This is a genomic window from Nocardia aobensis NBRC 100429 (assembly GCF_000308375.1).
Classification (GTDB): Bacteria; Actinomycetota; Actinomycetes; order Mycobacteriales; family Mycobacteriaceae; genus Nocardia; species Nocardia aobensis.
On the sequence record NZ_BAFQ01000158.1, the window covers coordinates 17,735 to 37,108 of the forward strand.

Sequence of the window (19,374 nt, forward strand, 5' to 3'; positions counted from 1 at the left end):
AGGAGAAGTCCCATGGACCTGTCCACCGCGTTCAACCTCTTTCTCAGCTTGCTCGGCATCAACCTCGGCGCAGGCGGCCAGCTCGGCGCCGGCACCGGGTCGTCCTGAGCGCCCATAATCGCGCCGGGCCGGGCAGGGAGCTCCTGCCCGGTCCGGTCTTCACGGCCGAACGGTACGGGTTGTCGCGTGCTGCGATCATCCACCTGCCGCCCGGGTGAATCGGCCCGCGAGGGCCCGCAGATGTTCCACCAGTTCCGGCGGCGATTCGACCTCGAATTCCACATCGAGCATGCCGACCACCAGCGCCACCAAAGCGTAGGAATCCGAACCCATTTCGACGCGGCAGGTGTGCTCGTCGATCGGGGTGACCAGACCCTCGATACGCCCGGCCAGTTGTTCGGCGGGGACGTGGACGCGCATGACCGAGCGGTACGGCCACACCGCGAAACCCATCGTGCGACGCAGATAGGCGACGACGTCGCCGTCGGGGGACGGACGGTGTGCGAAACGCGGCCCGTTGGGGGTCCGCAGCGACATGCGGTCGACGCGGAAGGTGCGCCAGTCGGCCCGGTCGCTGTCCCAGCCGACGAGATACCACCGATGGCTCCAATGCGCGATGCGATGCGGCTCCACGGTGCGCCGGCTGTCCTCGCCCGCATGACTGCGATAGTCGAAGCGCAGCGTTTCGGCGGCGCGAATGGCGGCGGAGATGGCGGTGAGCTGATCGGCGTCGACAGCGGGACCCGGATCGTAGCGGGGCGGCATGGCGACCACGGCACCGCGCAGCGCGTCGACGCGGTGGCGCAGCCGGGCCGGAAGTACCTGCTCCATCTTGGTCAGCGCGCGCAGCGACGTTTCCTCGATGCCGGCGACATTGCCGGTGGTGTTGGTCTGCAGTCCGATCGTGACGGCCACCGCTTCGTCGTCGTCCAGCAGCAGCGGCGGGAGTGACGCACCCGCGCCGAGACGGTAGCCGCCCTCCGGTCCCATCACGCCGTGCACGGGATATCCCAATTCGCGCAGGCGTTCCACATCGCGCCGGACGGTGCGAGTGGTGACGTCGAGTCGTCCGGCCAGCTCCGTTCCGGTCCAGTCGCGATGCGTCTGCAACAGCGACAGCAATCGCAACAGCCGCGCCGGCGTGGTTTCGGGCATGGATCGATCATGCCGCACGAGTAGGACCGTTTCCGTCCTACACGCGGTGGATGCTCCTCTCATGACCGATACGACGATCACCCCGTTCCGCATCGACATTCCGCAGGAAGACCTGGACGAACTGAACTTTCGGCTCGCGCGCACCCGATGGACCGATGCCCTGCCGGGCGTCGGCTGGTCGTACGGGGTCGATCGCGACTACCTGATCGATCTGGCCGAGTACTGGCGCACCGGCTACGACTGGCGCGACCATGAGTCGAGATTGAACAAGGTCCCGCAGTTTCTCACCGAAATCGACGGGCAGACAGTGCATTTCATGCATGCCCGCTCTCCCGAACCCGATGCGACGCCACTGATCCTCACCCACGGCTGGCCCAGCACGCCCGCCGACTTCCTCGACATCCTCGGACCGCTGACCGATCCGCGCGCGTACGGCGGTGATCCGTCCGACGCGTTCCACGTGGTGGCACCGTCGGTACCGGGCTTCGGATTCTCCGGACCGACCCGCGAAACCGGTTGGGACGTACCGCGAATCGCGCGCACCTGGGCGACGCTGATGGAACGGCTCGGCTACGAACGCTACGGCGCCCAAGGGGGCGACTACGGCAGTCTCATCTCCCCCGCCCTGGGCCGGGTCGCACCGGACAAGGTGATCGGTGTCCACGTCAACGCGCTGGCCGATGCCGCGACCGCGACCGGGTCCGGCCGGGAACTCGACGAACTCTCGGAAGCGGACCGCGCGAAGGCCGTCGCGAACCAGCTGTGGTGGTACGGCCACAACGGCTACGCGACCCAGATGGCGTTGCGGCCGCAGACCATCGCCTACGCCCTCAACGACTCACCGGTCGGCCAACTCGCCTGGAATCTCGAATGGTTCGTCGACTGGGATCCGACGGCCACCGACCGAGCGCCGGTCGATCGCGACATCATCCTGACCGACGTCACGACCTATTGGCTCACCGGCACCGCCGGCTCCGCGGCACGGATCTACCGCGAGTCCGGGGCGTCGTGGGGCAGCAAACCCGCGCCGTCGGGCGTGCCCACCGCGGTCGCGAACTTCCGGGGCGACCGGGCCGTTCGCGGCTTGGCGGAGTCGGCCCACACCATCGTGCGCTGGAACGAGTACCCCGTGGGCGGCCACTTCGCCTCCCTCCAGGCGCCTGCGGAACTCGTCACCGACATTCGCGCGTTCTTCCGCTCGGTCGCCGGCTGACCGACCGGGATCGATTCCGGTGCGGGCGGTAAATCGCTTATCCCGCAGCGGAATCGGTCCTCGGCGCGACCGCCCACGCGCCCTCGATCATCGCGAAGACCTCATCCACCGCGGCATCCGGATCGGCCGACTCGCGAGCCAGTGAGTAGGCGTCGATCACGAATCTCGCGATCGTCCGGCAGGCCGTCGGAGTGCGAGACAGTTCGGGGTCCGCCGCGATGGCTTTCGCCAGCGACTCGGCGTGCCGCAGTCGCATCGACTCCTCGTACTGCCGCAGAGCGGGCGAGTCGTCGATCATGCGCCAGATCGGATCGGCGCCTTCCGCAGTGCAATGCCGGACCAGCGCGAGAATCTCGCGCCGCAGCGCGGGCATGAGCGGCTCCCCCGCGACCCGGTCGATGACCGCCCGGGTGAGGCGCTGTTCGAAGTCGTCGTCCCGCTCGAAAACCAGCGCTTCCTTCGAGGCGAAGTGGGAGAACAGCGTGGTCACCGCCACGTCGGCTTCGGCGGCCACATCCCGGATACCGACCGCGTCATAGCCGCGCTCGAGGAAGAGCCGCAGTGCGGTATCGGCGATCTTCTGGCGGGTCGCGGCCTTCTTCCGCTCACGACGTCCGGTCGGCGCAGTCACCTCTGGATGCTATCAAGTATGAAAAACTAACAACTACAAAACGCTAACCGTTAGTGTTATTGTCGCTCGCATGAAGAAGGTGAGTTTCGCCGAGTTCGGCGGCCCGGAAGTCCTGCAACTCGTAGACGCCGAGGAGCCGCACGCGGGCCCCGGACAGATACGCATCGCCGTGCGTGCGGCAGGCGTGAACCCCGTCGACTGGCGGATTCGCGAAGGGCAGTTCCAGCGGGCCCATCCGCTCGAGTTACCCGCCGGAGTCGGACAGGACGCGGCCGGCGTGGTGGACGAAATCGGCGAGGGCGTAACGGGTTTCGCGATCGGCGACTCCGTATTCGGCGAAGGTTCGAGCACCTGCGCCGAGTTCGCGGTGCTGTCGGTGTGGGCCCACATACCCGACGGGCTCGCGTTCGAGGAAGCGGCCGGCTATCCGTCCGTGGTGGAGACGGCATTGCGCATCATCGACCAGGTGGGTGCGCGGCCCGGCCACACCCTGCTGGTCAGCGGCGCGTCCGGCGGAGTCGGATCGGCCGTGCTCCAGATCGCCCGTGAGCGCGGTATCACGGTGATCGGCACGGCCGGGGCGGCGAATCAGGACTACCTGCGCAGCCTCGGCGCCATCGCCACCACCTACGGCGAGGGCTGGGTCGAGCGAGTACGCCGACTCGGCCGCATCGACGCGGCCCTCGACCTGGCCGGTTCTGGAATCATCCGCGAACTCGTCGAACTGACCGGAGATCCGCAGCGAGTGATCACCATCGCCGACCTCGGCGCACCGGAGTTCGGCGTCCGTTTCTCCGGCGTAGCGGGAAGCATGCCGGACGCACTCGGCGCGGCCGCCGACCTCATCGCGCGGGGAAAACTGCATATCCCGGTCGAGAAGTCGTACCCCCTCGCCGACGCCGCCGCGGCGCACATCGACAGCCAGGCCGGGCATACCCGCGGGCGACGAGTCATCGTCGTGTGACCATTCGAGAGCCGCAGCCGCTCGCACGGTGGCGGGGGATAGTGACCCATCCGCGGGAACCGTTCCCCGACAATGCAATAGCCCTCGCGATACGGTTGAAGCCATGACTTCCAGGCACGACGGCGACACCTGGGATCCCGCGACCAGCGTCGGCTCGACCGCCACCATGGCCGCGGCAGCGCGGGCGATCGCGACCCGCGCGGATCCGGAACTCATCGATGACCCGTTCGCCGAACCACTCGTCCGGGCGGTCGGGATCGATCTCCTCACCCGGCTCGCGACCGGCGAGACGCCTCCCGGCGACCTGGTCGAACAGGTCTGGATCGATATCGCCAAGGTACGCACCAAGTTCTACGACGAGTTCTTCCTCGAGGCGACGAGCGCGGGCATCGCGCAGGCCGTGATTCTGGCTTCGGGGTTGGACTCTCGTGGGTATCGCCTGCCGTGGCCGAGCGGGACCGTCGTCTACGAGGTCGACCAGCCGCAGGTCGTCGACTTCAAGACCCGCACTCTGGCCGGGCTGGGCGCCGCACCGACCGCCGACCGGCGCGCGGTCGGGGTCGATCTGCGCGACGATTGGCCCGCCGCCCTGCGCACCGCCGGATTCGACCCGGCCCGGCCGACCGCGTGGAGCGCCGAAGGACTGCTGGGTTACCTGCCGCCAGAAGCACAGGATCAGCTGCTCGACACCATCACCGACCTCAGCGCACCCGGAAGCCGGATCGCCACCGAGAGCAGGCCCAACCCGCAACCGGGCGACGACGAAACGACGAAACGAGGCCTGCACCGCATCTCGGACCGCTGGCGCGCCCACGATTTCGACACCGACATGACGAAGCTGCGCTATTTCGGAGAACGCAACGAGGCAGCCCCCTATCTGACCGACCACGGCTGGACACTCTCCGGAGCCACCATCCGAAACCTGTTGGAAATCAACAACCTTCGTCCTCTGCACGGCGACGACATGCACATGGGCGACACCCTCTACGTCAGCGGCACACTCGACCGGAACAGCAACTAGCACCGGCCGGGCCCGCAACGAGGCGAGATCGAAGCGCGAGAGCTGCTGGACCCTGATGCCTGACCGATCGAACGGTTCTGCGGGCGGCGAACAAGCTGATCACCGCAGTCCTCGCCGACCCTTTCCGAGGCATCGGAAAACCCGAGCCACTCGAACATCAGCTCGCCGGAAACTGGTCGAGACGAATACCCCGGGAACATCGCTTGATCTACTAGGTGACCGAGACCGAGATCGTCATCATCGGTGTAGGCGGGGGCATTACGACGATTGACACCCGAGCGTGACGACGAATTCTCGCCAGCGCGGGAAGGCGAGGACCACCAGGATCGGGGGCATGTCAGCGGATGTGATGACCACGTTGCGAGCGTTCTATGCGGCCGAAGCGGCCTATCTCACGGAGGGCGCCGAGTTCGGGGGGATGGCTCGGCACCTGGCACCGGATGTGGTCATGTACCAAGCAGCGAGCCTGCCTTACGGCGGTGAATGGCACGGACACGACGGCTTCCGGAAGTTCATCGCCGCGATGGGCGACAGCTGGGACGGTTTGTGGTTCGACGATCAGCGGTTCCTCAGCGACGGCGACCGGGTGGTCGTTCTCAGCCGAGGTCGGTTGCGGGCGCGCCGCACCGGTCGCGAACTGAAAACCTCACTGCTGCAATGGATCAGCTTCCGAGACGGGCTGATCACCGAGTTCCGGCCCTACTATCACGACACCTCGGCGGTCCTGGCCGTGCTGGACGAGGAGGTATAGGCACGGTTACCACGATTCGATCAGCGGGACATCGTGGTCCTGCCGCTGCCATTCCTCGGTGAGGCGGCCGAGCCGGTGCCGGGCGGCGATGCCGCGCACGCCCGCGATCTTGTCGTCGCGGACCTCCAGGATCAGCACACCCACGACGCGATCGTCGAGCGTGGCGAGCATGGCCGGGCAGCCGTTGACCACGGCGGCATGGATGGCCGGCGAGCCACCGGCGAGTTTGCGCTTGGCCGGAGAGGGTTTGAAGCCGGCCCGCACCGCGCCGGCGATCCGCTCCGGCGTCGTGTACCGGATGAGTTTCGCGGCCCATCCCAGGCCGGCGCCGTCGGAGACGCCGGTGGCGTCGGCGGTCAGCAACGCCACCAGCCGTTCGGTCCGGCCCGAGGAGGCAGCGGCGACGAACGCCTCGACGATCCGGCGCGCGGATGCGCGGTCGGTCTCGGTCGTCGCGCCGGCGGTGGCGATTCGGCGCCGCGCCCGATGGAGATATTGCTGACTCGCCGATTCGGTGATGTCGAGGATGCCGGCCGTCTCAGCGTGGCTGTACGAAAACGCTTCGCGCAGTACGTAAACGGCGCGTTCGATCGGCGACAGGCGCTCCATGAGCGTGAGCACCGCCAAGGTCACCGATTCGCGCTGCTCGACGGTCTCGGCCGGGCCCAGCATCGGATCGCCGTCGAGGAGCGGTTCGGGCATCCAGGCGCCGACCGCGCGTTCGCGCCACACCGTTGCCGACCGCAGGCGGTCGAGCGCCAGGTTGGTGACGACCTTGGTCAACCACGCCTCGGGCACCTCGACGAACTCCCGGTCGGCGGCCTGCCACCGCAGGAACGCCTCCTGCACCGTGTCCTCGGCGTCGGCGGCCGAGCCGAGTAGACGGTAGGCGAGCGAGGCCAGCCGACTCCGGCTGGCCTCGAAACGCGCCACGGTGGCGGTATCCATGAGCACGACCCTATGCGGCGACCACGCGCGGAGAATGCTCGAGGGCGGCGGCCGCGCGGTACTTGTGACTCGGCTTTCCGAAGGTCGGATGGCTCAGGGTCCAGGCGGCGGTGTCGAGAATCGTCGACTTGACGCGTGCGGCCGTCCGTCCGCACAGGGCCCACGACTTCGCGTGCGCGTCGCCGTCGACCAACTGGAAGATCCCGTCCTTGCGGCCGAGGCTGATGTGGTTGCCGACATACGACAGCGAGGTCGTCGATATCTTGCGCCCGGTCCGGTCTCCGATGATCGCCGCGGTCGCCTGCATAGCGGTGAATCCGGCCGACGCACAGGACATCGGCAACGGCCGGCCGTTCTCGCCGATGACGAAGACACTGTCACCGGCGACGTAGACATCCGGATGCGAGACCGACCGCATCTGACGGTCGACGGTGATCTGACCGTTGGCGATCACCTCGAGGCCGCTCGCGGCGGCAATCGGGTGCACGGCGAACCCCGCGGCCCACACGGTCGCGTCGGAGGCGAAAACGGCGCCGTCGGTGGCGACCGCGGCGTCCTCCTGGACGGACCCGATCGTGGTGTGTTCGTGCACCGAGATATCGAATCGCTCGAACGCGCGCAGCAGATGCCGTCGAGCTTTCACGCCCAGCCAGCCGCCCAGGTCACCGCTGGTGACGAGACCGACGCGAAGCCCCGGGCGAGATTCGGCGAATTCGGTGGCAGCCTCGATCGCGGTCAGGTTTCCGCCGACGACCAGCACCTTCCCGTCTCCGCCCAACTCGTCGAGGCGGGTGCGCAGGCGCAGCGCGGACGGTCGCGCGGCCACGTGGAAGGCATGCTCGTGGACGCCGGGAACACCCTGATCGGCGGCGGTGCTGCCGAGCGCGTAGACGAGGGTGTCGTATCCGAGTCGGTCGATGCCGTCACCGTCGGCAACCGCCACCGTCCGGTCCTCGACGTCGACCGCGGTGACCCGTGCCACTCGCAATCGGACGCCCGTACCCGCGAACACCTCGGCCAGCGGCCGATGGCGCAACTCCTGCCCGGCGGCGAGCTGATGCAGCCGCAACCGCTCGACGAAATCGGGTTCGGCATTGACGACCGTGATCTCGAAGTCGTCCGGATGCAGTTGGCGGGCCAGGTATCCGGCGGAGAAGGCTCCGGCATATCCGGCCCCGAGAACGACGATGCGGTGCTTCATGGTTCGCTCCTGTCTGGTTCACGTGCTCCCTGAACGAGACAGGGCGCGAATTCCTGACAGGAACGAATGGTGATGTGGGTCACCGTCGAGGATCGATCAGCCCTTGTTCGCCGGTTCCGCGAGCTCGGCGGGTCGTCCGGCACGCTGCGCCTTGATGCTCGCCTGCCACTTCTCGAAGTCCGCGCGCATCACCGATATCTGACGTTCGATCGCTTCCTGGGTGTCCGACCACCAGCTCTGCGCGGCATCCCGAAGTTCCGCCGCGGTCTTCTCGAACTCGTGCCCCTCATGTTCGAGAGTCGCGGTCAGCTTTTCCCGCCGAGCCTGCAATGCGGCACGGCTCTTGTCCCGAGCCCCGGCGGAGGAGTCTTCGAACTGCTTCACCCGGACCGCGAGATCCATCAGTGATTCCGACAACGGTTTCATATTCATGCCCTCTCGAAGCGGTGCGATCCTCGGCAGGATCCCGGTTGTCGCTGTCCAGCGTTGCCGCTTCGCTGGGCCGGACCAAGGGCAGAACGTCCTCTGATGTCCCGCTATGGAGATGGCCTTCGGCCCGGTCGGGTCCTCACGGACGCGCAGATGGGGCATGCTCTGGCCGGCACCGGGTACGCGCGAGACAAGAACAGTCGTCCGATGAGGAGTAGTCCGATGTCAGGAATCGCGACCCAACTGGGGCATCGAATATCGGCCGCGGCACATTCGGCCTGGGCGATGGTCCACCATCCCCGCCGCGAACCGAACACCGATCTCGCCGCCGAACACCACTCGACCACGAGCGACCCGACCGGCGGTAAGCAACCCGGCGAACCCGAATCCTCGCCCCGCGGGCTCGGTGGCATGGACTTCTAACCACTTGGTGCCTGAACTAATCGTGCAAACCTCGTCGCTTCATGCGGTTTTCGCGCAATTTCGCGGAGGTTTGCACGGAAAGTTCAGGGGCTCTGCCCTCAGCGACGCCAGAACAGATGGTGCGTCACACCACTCGGACTCGGCACCCGCTCCAAGTGAAAGCGGTCCGTGAGTTCGTCCGGACTGGTCCACAATTTTTCGCCGCCGCCCAGTTCGACCGGCGCGACGGCGATGTGCATCTGATCGATGAGATCCGCGTCGAGGAAATCGCGGATGGTGGAGACGCCACCGCCGATACGCACGTCCGAGCCGTCGGCGGCTTCGAAAGCCATCTCCAGAGCCTCTTTCGGAGACGCATCGACGAAATGAAACGTGGTGTCCCCCAGCACGATAGAGGGCCGCGGATAGTGGGTGAGAACGAATACCGGCGTACGAAACGGCGGTTCGTCACCCCACCACCCCTGCCACTCGTAGTTCTCCCACGGCCCGCGCTGCGGACCGAATTTGTTGCGCCCCATGATCTCCGCGCCGATGTTGTTGCGATAGTCACGAGTGAAGTAATCGTCGAGGCCGTAGGTTCCACCCGGCTCGGTACGGGTGGGCCAGTGCGCCGTGGGGCCACACCAGGCGAACAGCGCGCTCGGATCGGCCTGCCCGAAAGGCCGTTCCAGACTCTGCCCTTCCCCGGCCCCGTAGCCGTCGCTGGAGAGGTTGAAGTTCTGCACACGAACCAACTGTGACATCGACGCCCTTTCCGATTGCAATGCGCAACCAGTTGACGGTACCGACACTGCTCTTGTGTTGCAATCAGTTGCGAGGTCATTTCGCCGCGTAAATCTCTGCGATCAGGCGAAACGCCCTATCAGTGGCCATGTCAGGGCGATGTCAGCGCCGTGACAGCCGACCCGGCGAAAGTAACCGAACAACAGCGCAGAAACGCGGAGGGACCAGCCTTCCCTTGCGCATCACCGAAAGGAAAACAATGTCCGGCAACTTCACTTCGCACTCGGCAGACTCGACCTGGACCGGCATGGTGCCCGTCGACGACACCGCGCTGGCCGTGAGCGACACCGGCGGCTCCGGCCGGCCGATCGTCTATCTGAACGGCTCCTATGCCAGTCAGCGGCACTGGCAGCGGGTCATCGCCGACCTCGGTCCCGGCTACCGGCACATCACCTTCGACGAACGCGCCCGCGGTAAGTCGAAGCGATCCGAGGACTATTCCTTCGAGGCGTGTCTGCGCGATATCGACGCGGTCCTCGACGCACGGGGAGTGCATCAGCCGCTGCTGGTGGGCTGGTCCTACGGCGCGTTGCTGGGGGTGCACTGGGCCGACCGCCACCCGGACCGGGCCCTGGGAGTGGTCGGGGTGGACGGGCCGTACCCGTCCGGCTGGACCGACGAAGCCGGCCGGGAACGACTCCGCAAGACGTTTCGCCGCATGCGATTGCTGCTACCGCTGGTCGCCCCGATGGGCCTGGCCGCGCGTATGAGCGCCGACCAGCATGCCGAGATCCAGATCGAGGCCCATGAGCTCCATGCCGCCCTCGGCCCCATCCTCGACAGCATGAACCGCCCGGTCCGGTACGTGGCCGCCTCGGCCGAGACCGTCTACGACAAGGGCGGTGAGCTGGAGCAGATGCGCCGCACCCTCGACCCGTACCTGGAGCGGAACCCGAACCTGAAGGTCAGCGCGAGAGTCGCCAGTGACCACGGCAAGATCCTGCGCAAGGATTCCCCCGCGGTCGCCGACGCGGTCCGGGAGATCGTCGGCCTCCTCGAGTACAAGGAGAGCTGAGCGGTACCGAACTCCTTTGCACGCAACGGCATCCCGCGCGCCGGCGCCGCACTCGGCGGTCCTGCCTCAGATGACGCCCTCCCGCACCGGATAGTCGATGACGACCACACCGCCGGTGGCGTAGTTGACGACATCGGCGGCCGCCCGACGGCCGTACGACGACGCCCGCATCGCGGCCAGGGCGGCGGCGTCAGCGAAGTCGGCTTCGAAGACCGCGAAATACGGCGCTTCTCCGTTGGTCGCCGCCACGTCGAAGCTGTAGCGCCACCCGAGCAGGCCGGGCCACTTCGTGACCAGCGGAAGGTGATTGGACACGTAGTAGTCGCGGAAGTGGTCAGGGTCGGCGGGCTCGGGATACAGGACTACCAACTTATGCATAACTGCCTCCTGCATATACCGCGGTCGATCGAATCGTCATATGCGCAGGTTAGGGCTTGAAGTGTGGGCGAGGGAAAGACCGGGGCGCGATAGACTCAGAACAGATCGTTATCAATCGGCAGGGAGGGCACGTGGCGCCGGATACGGTGAGCCTGCGGTATTTTCTGGTGCTGGCGCAGGAATTGAACTTTACCCGCGCGGCCGCACGGATCGGTATCGCGCAGCCCGCCCTCAGTGCCCGGATGCGCCGATTGGAGGCGGAACTGGGTACGAGCCTGCTGGTTCGCACCACGCGCAGTGTCGTATTGACCACGGCCGGTGCGGCTTTGGCGGAGTCCGCGCCGCCCGCGCTGGCGGCGCTGGACCGGGCGTGGGACACCGCCCGGAAAGCAGGGGCTGGTGAACTGGGCACGCTGCGCATCGGTTTCAGCCTCAGCACGGGTGCCGAGACGGCGCCGGCCTTGGTGGACGAGCTCATTCGCAGCAGCCCGGGACTCGAGGTCGGCGCGGTCCCGATGGCGACACCGGAGATCACCTCCGCGGTCGCCGACGGCCGCATCGATGCGGGGATCACCCGCGGTGAACAGCCGGGTCGTGGCGTGCGCCGATTCCTGCTGCGGCGTGAGCGCGTCGGGGTCCAACTGGCACAGCATCATCCGCTGGCCGCACACCCCGAGATCGAGATCGCCGATGCGGCCGCGTATCCGCTGCGACTCCCCGACCGTGCCGCCAACCCCGTGATCCACGATCAGCTGTCCGCGCTGTTCCACGACACCCGGCCGAGCCCCCGATTCCACACGCCCACAGTCTCTTTCGACATGTCGCAGCGCGACCTACGCGACGGGCTCACCCTCGCTCCGGCCGGTGAAGTCGCGGTCACGACACAACCGGCCGGTCTCACGTGGCGACCGCTGCGGGGCGCACCCACCTTGACCATCCACCTCGTCCTTCCGCGCGTGCAGTCACCACTACACCGGCGCATCCGTACCGTCGCCAAAACCCTTGCACACGAGCTGCACTGGCTGCCGGACTGAACGCGCGGCAGGTCCGGCGGTTTGCCTACGGTCGATGGCGCTTACCTCCGGTATCGAGCAGAATCGTGCAGTGACCAGGAGACCGACCGCGCTGCGCGCAGCCTTGACCAAGGAATCGCGCGCGGCGTTCAGCCGCCGGGCGGGACGAATACAGCTGTTCCCCGCGGTCACCGCGGCGCTGCTCGCCGGACTGGCTGTCGCCTTCGCGGCCTACGGATTCCTACGCTGGATCACCCCCGTCGATGCGACCAAGCAAGCCGCCGAAATCGATATCACTCGTGTCGCATTGACCGTCGTCGCCGGTGTCGGCGGCGTGGTCGCCCTCGTCATCGCCTACCGGCGTCAACGCGATCTGGAACAGAGCCGGTTCGTCGAACGCTTCGGCGCCGCAGCCGCCCAACTCGGCGCGACAGATGTCGCGGTCCGAATCGCCGGGGTCTACGCGATGGCCGGTGTCGCCGATGGATCCGACGGCCCGCGCCGCCAGCAATGCATCGACGTGCTGTGCGGATACCTCCGCTTGCCCTACAGCCCGGAGCTCGGTGCCAACCACCAGAGCAAACTGGTCGTCAAACAGCACCGCGCGACGGCGGACAACACCCGCGCCGACGACCGGGAACACCACCACGAATATCGACACAATGACCGAGAAGTCCGGGCGACCATCGTCCGTGTCATTAGCGACCACCTTCGGCCCAACGCCGCATACAGCTGGTCAACAGCCGATTTCGACTTCCGCACGGCCTATCTGGAGAACGTCGATTTCAGCCGTGCGCAGTTCTCGGGTGCTGCTCGGTTCGGCGGCGCGATCTTTTCGGGCGACGCCCGGCTCGGTAGCGCGACCTTCGCCGGCAATGCCGAATTCGACGGCGCAACGTTCTCCGGCAACGCATGGTTCGACGACGTAACCTTCTCTGGCAACGGCCATTTCGACGGTGCGACATTCTCCGGCAGCGCCCATTTCGAAGGCGCGACTCTCTCCGGAAACTCCCGGTTCGACAAGGCAACCTTCGCCGAGAACGCCTCGTTCGCCGGTGCGAACTTCTCCGCCGACTCCCGGTTCGGCGGCGCGACCTTCGCCGGCGACGCCCATTTCGGTGGGACGACCTTCGCCGGCAACGCCCGGTTCGATGGCGTAATCTTCTCCGGCAACGGCCATTTCGACGGCGCAACATTTTCCGGCAACGCGCGGTTCGGCAACGCCACCTTCGCCCGCGACGCCCGGTTCGACGGTGTGACCGTGTCCGGCAATGCCCGGTTCGGCGACGCGTCCTTCGCCGGCGACGCAGCATTCGGCGGCGCCACCTTCTCCGGCAACACAGGATTCGACAGCGTGACCTTTTCCGGTGACGCGGAGTTCGGCGAGGCGAGCTTCTCCGGCAATGCCGAGTTCGGTGACGCGACCTTCGCCGGCGGCGCAGGATTTCGCGGCACCACCTTCTCCGGCGACACGGGATTCGGCGGCGCCACCTTCGCCGGCGACGCCCGATTCGACCGTGCGACCTTCGCCGGCAATACATGGTTCGGCAGCGCGACCTTCGCCGGCAAGGCGCGGTTCGACCGTGTGACCTTCGCCGCCAACACCCGATTCGACGAGGCCGACTTCGGTAGCGACACCATCTCGTTCGATGAACCGAGGCAGTGGGGACCTCCGACACCTGCATTCGACTGGAGCCAGGACCACAGTCGAAAGCCCACCAATATCGAACCGCAGGATTGGCCGCCCGTTGTCGCGGCACATTAGCCGGCCGCAATCCTCTCGAGAATCGCTTTGGTTCCGCCTCCACGCCCGACCTGTTCGCGCTCACCCACGCCGCCAGATTGCCACCGAACTGAAATCGATAAGAGGACTCGCCCGTGCACGGCACAGGCTCGCCCCTCGGGCGGAGGCACACACCGACCGCCGCGAAACAACAGCTGTCAGAACGTGATTCGGAGGGTCGTGGGGTGGGCGGCCCGATCCGGGGACGTCCGCCCGCGACCGGCGATGGGACAGCCCGACCAACCCGACCGGACCGTCCCCGTAACGCACAACGCGGCTACCGGCGGCTGGGTGCCGCCGGTAGCCGGGCGTTATGCGTGGGTCATCGCTTGATCAACGCGCGCAGGGCGGTGATCGAGGCCCGGCGTTCGTAGGCGATCCAGGCGAAGATCGCGGTGAGCACCAAGGGGAAGGGAGCCAATTCCGGGGTGCCGGCCAGGAACGCGTTGAAGCCCGCGGCGAGGAAGGTGACGATCGCCAGGCCGATCGCGGCGGCCGCGGTCAGGCGGGGCACCATGAGTCCGATCCCGCCCGCGACCTCCGCGAGACCGATGAAGACCAGCAGCGCCAACGGGATCGAGAAGGCGGTGGCGTTGTTTTCCACCAGGGTCTGCGGGATGACGAGCTTCGGGCCGCCGGAGGCGATGATGAAGAACAGACCGAGCACGATCTGCAGGGTCCACAGGACGCGGTTGCGGATCTTGCCGGGGCGGACGGCGGCGGTGGTCTGGGTGGCGGTGATGGCGGTCATCTCTTGTTCCTTCTGGGTCGGTCGCGCCGGGTTGGTGGCGCGTTCAGCAGTAGGGACGGGGGCGGTCCGGAAAACTCATCGCCGCGGTCGAAAGAATCTTCACCGCCGTCGAGGTCGGCCATCGCACCGCGCCGGCGAAACGACCGAGCCCCACCCGAATACCGGATGGGGTCCTCAGTAGAGGCGCTACCAGCAGCGATGCAAGCGCTGCCCTCCTTCTTCCACAGCCGATTACGAAGCCGCTGCCATTCAGCCCGGCCGACGGCTCGTGTCACCCTGGCGAGAGCACGGTTCAGACGTCACAAGACGGCCCCGCGGGCGTACGAGCCTCGAGGTCGACGATCCGGTTGCGCGGAATCTGTAGCCGCTCGCTGGGCTCGATGCGGAGGACCGCCGACAAACGGGAAGGCGTACAAGTCATTTCCTGACTTTGAACCGCAGGTGCAGCACGCGCTCGCCCTGGATGACCACATGGGGGTCCTCCAGCAGATGCTGGCCGTCGATGTCGCCGAAGAAGCGTTTACCGGATCCGAAGACCACGGGGACCACGTCCATGGCGACTTCGTCGACCAGGCCCGCGGCGAGGATCTCGCCGCCGACCCGTCCGGCGTTGACGGCGACGGTGCGGTCACCGGCGAGCTCGCGCGCGGTGGCGATCGCGGAAGCGACGTTGTCGGCGAAGTGGTACGAGGCCTCCGGATGCCAGCCCTGCGGTTTGGGGCGGTGCGAGACGACGACCACGTGCTCTCCGGCGGGTGGCTGCCCTTCCCAGCCGTTCACCAGGTCGAACAGTGTGCGGCCCATGACGATCGTCCCGATGGACGCCCACATGTCGCGGACATAGTCCGCGGAGGCGCGCGAGACCTTGAATCCGGCTCCGGTGCCGGAATGGTCGAAACCCTGATCGCCGGCAGGTTCGGTGATCAAGGTGTCACCGCTGAAATACCACTCGTGCAGCGGGCCGACGTCATCGTTTTTATCGGCGATGAAGCCGTCCACCGACATCACATTGTGCATGATCACCGCGCTCACGGTGTCTCCTCGGGTCGCTCGGGTAATGGTTTCCGATTCTGCTGCACCCCGTGCGCGCACGCTTGTAAAAAATCACTCGGCCGGCATGGGTCCGGCATCCGGTGGGAATCGGTCCTGGGCGGGAAATCTGCGCCGCAGAGCCAAGTAGTCGGTGGGGGTGTGGCCGGTGAAGGCCTTGAACTCCTTGCTCGCATGCGCCTGATCGAAATAGCCTGCAGCGTGCGCGAATTCGGTCCAGCCGATTGGGCCCCGCGTATTGACGGACAGGATCAGCCGGGCGAATCTGTAGATGCGCGCCACTCGCTTCGGTGTGACGCCGACATGAGATTTGAACTGCGCGGCCAGGTGATTGCCGCTCACCCCGGCAGCGTCGCTGAGCGCGGTGACCGGCACCGAACCGTAGGACCGCTCCAGCCGCGCCCCCGCGTGCGCGACCAAGTCGAGGGTTTGCGTCGGTTTCTCCGCGAGGCGCGATCGCAGCTCCTGCTCGACGAGGTCGAGCGCCTCGACAGGAGAGGCGGTCTCGCCGAGCCGATTGCGGATGCGGTCCAGTGCGCGCTGCCACACCGCGTCGACGGGCACATAGCGATCCCGCAGCTCGATCGCCGGAACATCAGTGAAGGCCGAGAGCCCCCAGGGCTTGAAATGTACTCCGACCAGTCGCACATGGGCCGGATACTCCAACAGGACGCGCTCGGTCCACAAGCCCATGAACCATCCGTCGACCAAGGTCGCGGGCGGCACCGCAGGGTCGCACACCGACAGCCGGACCGGATCGCCGAGGTTGATGAACAAATGCGCCGAAGGCATCGGGGGAACGAGCACGCGGCGATGGCGCGGCACTCCGGACAGACAGTAGATGTCGTCGATGAACCGGCTCAGCGGTGGGGTGAGGACCCGCCCTACGTAGCGCATACCTTCAGTGTTGTGCATCCACGGCGCCCGGATCGGTTCGACTGGTGTGCCCCGAGAGGTTCAGGCACTGGTGGAAACGGTGGGACCGCGCATCGGGCGGCAGCCGCGACCGGCGCGATTTCGTCGTCGGTTCGGGTATCCGGCCCGGTCGGGGGATGTAATCTGACTGCCCTCAGGGGGATTCGCCGGAGTCGGCTCCCTCCAGGGGAGGGAAGTTCGAATGACGGGCAGTGTCGTATCAGCCTGTGGCGCAGCGTGTTCAGTGGTCAAGCGCGGTCAGCTGCGCTCGGTTCTGATCGCGGTTTCGGCCGTGTTGTGCATTACCGGTACTTCCGTGGCGGTCGGTAGTGCGGATCCGATCCCGATTCCGCAGAACGACCCGTTCTACACCCCGCCGTCGGGCTGGGAATCGCAGGCGCCGGGCACCGTGCTGAATTCGCGGCCCGTCGAGGTGGCCTCGATGGGTCCGCAGGCGCAGGACGCCGATGCCTGGCAGTTGCTGTATCGAACGACCGATAACACCGGTCAGCCCATCACGACCGTGACAACGGTGCTGCGGCCACGAACGGGGCAGGTCAAAGGCTTGATCAGCTATCAGGCTGCCGAAGACGCCTCGGCCCCGGAGTGCGCTCCCTCGTTCGCGCTCCGGCAAGGAGCGGTCCCGATGGACCACAAGTACGACGCCTCGCTCGATTTCATTCAGATCGGCCAGATGTTGTCGTCCGGTCATGCGATTTCCGTACCCGATTGGGAGGGAGCGAACGGGGCGCTGCTCACCCCGAACCAGCCGGGCTATACCGCGCTCGACGGAGTGCGCGCAGCCGAGGCTTTCGCGCCACTCGGCCTGTCCGGCACCGATACTCCGGTTGCCGCGGTCGGCTACTCCGGCGGCTCGTACGGCAGCGCTTGGATCGCGCAGGTTCAACCGACCTACGCTCCCGAACTACGACTGGTCGGTGTTGCCCGGGGCGGCGGGGCGGGCGGCGCGGCAGAGCCCATGAGCATGTACCTGCAGTCGCTCGACGGCGGTCCGTTCTCCGGTTTCCTGCTGTCGCTCCTGCCGGGCATGATGCGCGCCGACCCGCGGATCGCGGCGGTTTTCGACATGTATCTGACGCCCGCCGGGAAAGCGTTGATGGCTGCGGGTGGCGACGAATGCTCGGTGCCGGACGTGGAACAGCATGCGTTCCTGCACATGGACGACTACCTGACGATCCCGTATTCGCAAGTGCTCGAGCAACTCCAGGCATCGTTCGACGAGATCGACGGCATCACGGCACCGACCGTGCCGCTGTTCCTCTATCACGCCGTGCACGACGAGATCGTCAACATCGCACCGGTCGACCATACGGTGGCGAATTGGTGCGCGACGGGGGCGCCGATCACCTACACACGGGACGAAATGAGCGAACACGCCAGTCTCGAGGTCGCTGCGATCCCCGCGGCCATGCGTTGGATCGATGACCGTCTGGCGGGGCAGCCTGCGCCGGATGGTTGTTCGATCCGCACGGTGCCGTCCATGTCGCTCGGTGGTGCTTAGCGCGCGGTCGGGACTACGCGGGGCGATGCCCACACAGTTCGACCGAACAACCGAGCTCCCTCCCGGTCTCCGAAGGGAGCTCGGTCAGAGTCTCCGACCAGCAAGGTCACTGCCTCGATGCCTACTTCTTCGCAGACGCTGATCCGCTATACGTTGAATCTGAACTCGACTACATCCCCGTCGTGCATGACGTAGTCCTTGCCTTCCATCCGCACCTTGCCCGCGGATTTGGCGGCGGCCATGGAACCGGCCTCGACGAGATCGTCGTAGGCCACGATTTCGGCCTTGATGAAGCCGCGTTCGAAGTCGGTGTGGATGACGCCTGCCGCCTTGGGCGCGGTGTCGCCCTGGTGGATGGTCCACGCGCGGGCTTCTTTCGGGCCGGCGGTGAGGTAGGTCTGCAGGCCGAGGGTGTGGAAGCCGGCTCGGGCCAGGGCGTGGAGGCCCGGTTCGGTTTGGCCGATGGATTCCAGGAGCTCCAGCGCGGATTCGGCGTCCAGCTCCAGGAGTTCAGCTTCTACCTTGGCGTCGAGGAAGACCGCATCGGCCGGGGCGACAGCGGCTTTCAGTTCGGCGACGCGGGCCTCGTCGGTGAGGACCGACTCGTCGGCGTTGAAGACGTAGAGGAACGGCTTGGTGGTGAGCAGCGACAGTTCGCGCAGCAGGTCGGCGTCGATCTTGTCGCGGACCGCGTAGAGGGTCTTGCCCTCATTGAGGAATTCCTGGGCCTGCTTGGCGGCGTCGGCTACCGGCTTGCGGTCCTTCTTGACCTTGGCTTCCTTGTCGAGGCGGACGACCGCCTTCTCCAGGGTCTGCAGGTCGGCGAGGATGAGCTCGGTTTCGATGACCTCGATATCGCTGAGGGGGTCGACCTTGCCGTCGACGTGGACCACGTCGTCGTCGGCGAAGACGCGGACCACCTGGCAGATGGCGTCGGCTTCGCGGATGTTGGCGAGGAACTTGTTGCCCAGGCCCGCACCCTCGGAGGCGCCCTTGACGATGCCGGCGATGTCGACGAAGGAGACCGTCGCGGGGACGATGCGCTCGGAGCCGAAGATCTCGGCGAGCTTGTCCAGCCTCGGGTCGGGCAGCGGCACCACGCCGACGTTCGGCTCGATGGTGGCGAAGGGGTAGTTCGCCGCGAGCACGTCGTTGCGGGTCAGCGCGTTGAACAGCGTCGACTTTCCGACGTTGGGCAGGCCGACGATACCGAGGGTGAGACTCACGAGTGCAAGAGTCTACGCGGCGCACCTTCGGCGACCGAATCTGCCCAGGTCGCGACCAGTGCTTGGAGTACCCGAACCCGCGGACCCGAGCGCCTCGCAGATGGCGAAGCCGCGGCCACCACGCCCGTGCGCACCCGTCCATACCCGGACGTTCTGCCACCTGTGCGCGGGTGGCGGGCAACGCGACCGCGCTGTCGATCGC

General features: G+C 66.7%; 21 protein-coding genes. 10 read left to right on the plus strand and 11 right to left on the minus strand.

Features of this window, described 5'->3' with window-relative positions; translation table 11 throughout:
- Nucleotides 1-195 precede the first annotated feature (195 nt).
- Nucleotides 196-1,155, minus strand: coding sequence for a helix-turn-helix transcriptional regulator (locus RJ03_RS20655; protein WP_036504926.1), 960 nt, complete (start codon nt 1,153-1,155; stop codon nt 196-198).
- A 61-nt stretch (nt 1,156-1,216) separates the two neighbouring features.
- Here RJ03_RS20655 and RJ03_RS20660 point away from each other — a divergent pair, with 61 nt between their 5' ends.
- Nucleotides 1,217-2,368 carry an epoxide hydrolase family protein gene (locus RJ03_RS20660; RefSeq protein ID WP_086007289.1) on the plus strand — a complete coding sequence of 384 codons (1,152 nt, stop codon included), beginning with the start codon at nt 1,217-1,219 and terminating at the stop codon, nt 2,366-2,368.
- 37 nt (nt 2,369-2,405) lie between these two features.
- Here RJ03_RS20660 and RJ03_RS20665 read toward each other — a convergent pair whose 3' ends face one another.
- Nucleotides 2,406-2,999 carry a TetR/AcrR family transcriptional regulator gene (locus RJ03_RS20665; RefSeq protein WP_036504927.1) on the minus strand — a complete coding sequence of 198 codons (594 nt, stop codon included), beginning with the start codon at nt 2,997-2,999 and terminating at the stop codon, nt 2,406-2,408.
- A 70-nt stretch (nt 3,000-3,069) separates the two neighbouring features.
- On the opposite strand from RJ03_RS20665, the gene RJ03_RS20670 reads away from it, so the two are divergent.
- The 4 genes from RJ03_RS20670 to RJ03_RS20680 all read left to right on the plus strand — a co-directional run bounded on the left by RJ03_RS20670 (nt 3,070) and on the right by RJ03_RS20680 (nt 5,735).
- Complete coding sequence (locus RJ03_RS20670) at nt 3,070-3,963, plus strand: NADP-dependent oxidoreductase (protein ID WP_036504929.1); 894 nt, start codon at nt 3,070-3,072, stop codon at nt 3,961-3,963.
- 103 nt (nt 3,964-4,066) lie between these two features.
- Nucleotides 4,067-4,984, plus strand: coding sequence for a class I SAM-dependent methyltransferase (locus RJ03_RS20675; protein WP_036504932.1), 918 nt, complete (start codon nt 4,067-4,069; stop codon nt 4,982-4,984).
- Between the two features lie 59 nt (nt 4,985-5,043).
- Nucleotides 5,044-5,199 (plus strand): Txe/YoeB family addiction module toxin, encoded by a 156-nt coding sequence (locus RJ03_RS36170; RefSeq protein WP_083871223.1) that lies wholly within the window; start codon nt 5,044-5,046, stop codon nt 5,197-5,199.
- 119 nt (nt 5,200-5,318) lie between these two features.
- Nucleotides 5,319-5,735: a nuclear transport factor 2 family protein gene (locus RJ03_RS20680; protein WP_218000984.1), complete on the plus strand. Its 417-nt coding sequence runs from the start codon at nt 5,319-5,321 to the stop codon at nt 5,733-5,735.
- 6 nt (nt 5,736-5,741) lie between these two features.
- On the opposite strand, the gene RJ03_RS20685 is transcribed toward RJ03_RS20680, so the two are convergent.
- The 3 genes from RJ03_RS20685 to RJ03_RS20695 form a co-directional block, all read right to left on the minus strand.
- Nucleotides 5,742-6,683: a sigma-70 family RNA polymerase sigma factor gene (locus tag RJ03_RS20685; protein ID WP_036504936.1), complete on the minus strand. Its 942-nt coding sequence runs from the start codon at nt 6,681-6,683 to the stop codon at nt 5,742-5,744.
- A gap of 10 nt (nt 6,684-6,693) precedes the next feature.
- On the minus strand, nt 6,694-7,884 hold the full coding sequence (locus RJ03_RS20690; protein ID WP_036504937.1) for an NAD(P)/FAD-dependent oxidoreductase: 1,191 nt from the start codon (nt 7,882-7,884) through the stop codon (nt 6,694-6,696).
- Nucleotides 7,885-7,980: 96 nt separating this feature from the next.
- Nucleotides 7,981-8,310 carry a hypothetical protein gene (locus tag RJ03_RS20695; RefSeq protein ID WP_157122086.1) on the minus strand — a complete coding sequence of 110 codons (330 nt, stop codon included), beginning with the start codon at nt 8,308-8,310 and terminating at the stop codon, nt 7,981-7,983.
- Nucleotides 8,311-8,535: 225 nt separating this feature from the next.
- On the opposite strand from RJ03_RS20695, the gene RJ03_RS37280 reads away from it, so the two are divergent.
- Nucleotides 8,536-8,736, plus strand: a complete 201-nt coding sequence (locus RJ03_RS37280) for a hypothetical protein (protein WP_157122082.1) — start codon at nt 8,536-8,538, stop codon at nt 8,734-8,736.
- 98 nt (nt 8,737-8,834) lie between these two features.
- Here RJ03_RS37280 and RJ03_RS20700 read toward each other — a convergent pair whose 3' ends face one another.
- Nucleotides 8,835-9,479: a dihydrofolate reductase family protein gene (locus RJ03_RS20700; RefSeq protein WP_036504941.1), complete on the minus strand. Its 645-nt coding sequence runs from the start codon at nt 9,477-9,479 to the stop codon at nt 8,835-8,837.
- Nucleotides 9,480-9,718: 239 nt separating this feature from the next.
- On the opposite strand from RJ03_RS20700, the gene RJ03_RS20705 reads away from it, so the two are divergent.
- Nucleotides 9,719-10,534, plus strand: coding sequence for an alpha/beta fold hydrolase (locus tag RJ03_RS20705; protein ID WP_036504944.1), 816 nt, complete (start codon nt 9,719-9,721; stop codon nt 10,532-10,534).
- A gap of 66 nt (nt 10,535-10,600) precedes the next feature.
- On the opposite strand, the gene RJ03_RS20710 is transcribed toward RJ03_RS20705, so the two are convergent.
- Nucleotides 10,601-10,912 carry an EthD family reductase gene (locus RJ03_RS20710; RefSeq protein ID WP_036504946.1) on the minus strand — a complete coding sequence of 104 codons (312 nt, stop codon included), beginning with the start codon at nt 10,910-10,912 and terminating at the stop codon, nt 10,601-10,603.
- 131 nt (nt 10,913-11,043) lie between these two features.
- Here RJ03_RS20710 and RJ03_RS20715 point away from each other — a divergent pair, with 131 nt between their 5' ends.
- Both RJ03_RS20715 and RJ03_RS20720 read left to right on the plus strand, forming a co-directional pair.
- Nucleotides 11,044-11,946, plus strand: a complete 903-nt coding sequence (locus RJ03_RS20715; protein ID WP_036504948.1) for a LysR family transcriptional regulator — start codon at nt 11,044-11,046, stop codon at nt 11,944-11,946.
- A 70-nt stretch (nt 11,947-12,016) separates the two neighbouring features.
- On the plus strand, nt 12,017-13,690 hold the full coding sequence (locus RJ03_RS20720; protein WP_051024958.1) for a pentapeptide repeat-containing protein: 1,674 nt from the start codon (nt 12,017-12,019) through the stop codon (nt 13,688-13,690).
- Between the two features lie 340 nt (nt 13,691-14,030).
- Here RJ03_RS20720 and RJ03_RS20725 read toward each other — a convergent pair whose 3' ends face one another.
- The 3 genes from RJ03_RS20725 to RJ03_RS20735 form a co-directional block, all read right to left on the minus strand.
- A complete protein-coding gene (locus tag RJ03_RS20725) occupies nt 14,031-14,459 on the minus strand; it encodes a DoxX family protein (RefSeq protein WP_036504949.1) in 429 nt (142 codons plus the stop codon).
- Between the two features lie 417 nt (nt 14,460-14,876).
- Nucleotides 14,877-15,491: a dihydrofolate reductase family protein gene (locus RJ03_RS20730; RefSeq protein WP_086007290.1), complete on the minus strand. Its 615-nt coding sequence runs from the start codon at nt 15,489-15,491 to the stop codon at nt 14,877-14,879.
- A 72-nt stretch (nt 15,492-15,563) separates the two neighbouring features.
- Nucleotides 15,564-16,406: a helix-turn-helix domain-containing protein gene (locus RJ03_RS20735; protein ID WP_036504950.1), complete on the minus strand. Its 843-nt coding sequence runs from the start codon at nt 16,404-16,406 to the stop codon at nt 15,564-15,566.
- Nucleotides 16,407-16,866: 460 nt separating this feature from the next.
- On the opposite strand from RJ03_RS20735, the gene RJ03_RS20740 reads away from it, so the two are divergent.
- Nucleotides 16,867-17,946 (plus strand): lipase family protein, encoded by a 1,080-nt coding sequence (locus RJ03_RS20740; RefSeq protein ID WP_232329470.1) that lies wholly within the window; start codon nt 16,867-16,869, stop codon nt 17,944-17,946.
- 146 nt (nt 17,947-18,092) lie between these two features.
- On the opposite strand, the gene ychF is transcribed toward RJ03_RS20740, so the two are convergent.
- The gene (gene ychF / locus RJ03_RS20745; RefSeq protein WP_036504953.1) at nt 18,093-19,172 is read right to left on the minus strand and encodes a redox-regulated ATPase YchF; all 1,080 of its coding nucleotides are present in this window, start codon (nt 19,170-19,172) and stop codon (nt 18,093-18,095) included.
- Between the last annotated feature and the right edge of the window lie 202 nt (nt 19,173-19,374).

What these genes read in the sequence shown, in the direction of transcription:
- RJ03_RS20655 (WP_036504926.1), bottom strand. Translation starts at nt 1,155, where the DNA reads ATGCCCGAAACCACGCCGGCGCGGCTGTTGCGATTGCTGTCGCTGTTG.
- RJ03_RS20660 (WP_086007289.1), top strand. Translation starts at nt 1,217, where the DNA reads ATGACCGATACGACGATCACCCCGTTCCGCATCGACATTCCGCAGGAA.
- RJ03_RS20670 (WP_036504929.1), top strand. Translation starts at nt 3,070, where the DNA reads ATGAAGAAGGTGAGTTTCGCCGAGTTCGGCGGCCCGGAAGTCCTGCAA.
- RJ03_RS20675 (WP_036504932.1), top strand. Translation starts at nt 4,067, where the DNA reads ATGACTTCCAGGCACGACGGCGACACCTGGGATCCCGCGACCAGCGTC.
- RJ03_RS20680 (WP_218000984.1), top strand. Translation starts at nt 5,319, where the DNA reads ATGTCAGCGGATGTGATGACCACGTTGCGAGCGTTCTATGCGGCCGAA.
- RJ03_RS20685 (WP_036504936.1), bottom strand. Translation starts at nt 6,683, where the DNA reads ATGGATACCGCCACCGTGGCGCGTTTCGAGGCCAGCCGGAGTCGGCTG.
- RJ03_RS20690 (WP_036504937.1), bottom strand. Translation starts at nt 7,884, where the DNA reads ATGAAGCACCGCATCGTCGTTCTCGGGGCCGGATATGCCGGAGCCTTC.
- RJ03_RS20695 (WP_157122086.1), bottom strand. Translation starts at nt 8,310, where the DNA reads ATGAAACCGTTGTCGGAATCACTGATGGATCTCGCGGTCCGGGTGAAG.
- RJ03_RS37280 (WP_157122082.1), top strand. Translation starts at nt 8,536, where the DNA reads ATGTCAGGAATCGCGACCCAACTGGGGCATCGAATATCGGCCGCGGCA.
- RJ03_RS20700 (WP_036504941.1), bottom strand. Translation starts at nt 9,479, where the DNA reads ATGTCACAGTTGGTTCGTGTGCAGAACTTCAACCTCTCCAGCGACGGC.
- RJ03_RS20705 (WP_036504944.1), top strand. Translation starts at nt 9,719, where the DNA reads ATGTCCGGCAACTTCACTTCGCACTCGGCAGACTCGACCTGGACCGGC.
- RJ03_RS20710 (WP_036504946.1), bottom strand. Translation starts at nt 10,912, where the DNA reads ATGCATAAGTTGGTAGTCCTGTATCCCGAGCCCGCCGACCCTGACCAC.
- RJ03_RS20725 (WP_036504949.1), bottom strand. Translation starts at nt 14,459, where the DNA reads ATGACCGCCATCACCGCCACCCAGACCACCGCCGCCGTCCGCCCCGGC.
- RJ03_RS20735 (WP_036504950.1), bottom strand. Translation starts at nt 16,406, where the DNA reads ATGCGCTACGTAGGGCGGGTCCTCACCCCACCGCTGAGCCGGTTCATC.
- RJ03_RS20740 (WP_232329470.1), top strand. Translation starts at nt 16,867, where the DNA reads ATGGGTCCGCAGGCGCAGGACGCCGATGCCTGGCAGTTGCTGTATCGA.